This is a genomic window from Pseudaeromonas pectinilytica (assembly GCF_054780855.1).
The window spans coordinates 1-590 of sequence record NZ_BAAGVN010000153.1; the positions used below are offsets into that span (position 1 = coordinate 1).

The following is a 590-nucleotide window of genomic DNA, read 5'->3' on the forward strand; positions in this document are numbered from 1 at the left end:
AACTGCACGGTCGGCCCGTACTCTATCAGCATGTGAACGTGGTCTGCTTCTCCGTCACACTCTTTCAGCTCTGCGCCAAAGTCACGACAAACCTCGGCGGCGCACTGATTGAACGCAGCAAGGTGTAAATCGCCCAATATCTTTTTTCGATACTTGGTCACAAACACCAAGTGAACATGGAGAAGATAAGCTGCATAGCGGGATTTGTTGATGTTTATGACTTGCATTTAATGACTCAGCTCGGTGTAATGACGGAGAAATATTGCTACACACTGAGTGTTGAATGCAAATTCTGAAAGCCTACAAATTCCGACTCGAACCGACCGAGCAACAAGCGCAACGCCTGCGCCAGTTGGGCGGCTGTGCTCGTTATGTCTGGAATCACGGGCTTGTAGAGACAAAGCGCATTCTGGATTCCGGCGACAAGCTGCCATCATATTTCGATTTATCTCGGATGCTCACCCGTTGGAAGAAAGATCCAGAAATGGCCTTTCTGGCCGAGGCATACACCGACAACCTCCAGCAGAAACTCAAGGATTTGCACGGCGCGTGGATGCGTTGTTTTGATAAAAAACTCGCCGCCAAGGCTC

General features: G+C 49.7%; 2 protein-coding genes. One reads left to right on the forward strand and one right to left on the reverse strand.

Annotated features, from left to right (window positions below; genetic code table 11):
- A partial coding sequence (gene tnpA / locus ACYVG7_RS09930; protein WP_460882976.1) for an IS200/IS605 family transposase occupies positions 1–227 on the reverse strand: 227 nt, incomplete at its 3' end.
- A 56-nt stretch (positions 228–283) separates the two neighbouring features.
- On the opposite strand from tnpA, the gene ACYVG7_RS09935 reads away from it, so the two are divergent.
- The coding region (locus tag ACYVG7_RS09935) for a helix-turn-helix domain-containing protein (protein ID WP_460882977.1) at positions 284–590 on the forward strand (307 nt) is incomplete at its 3' end.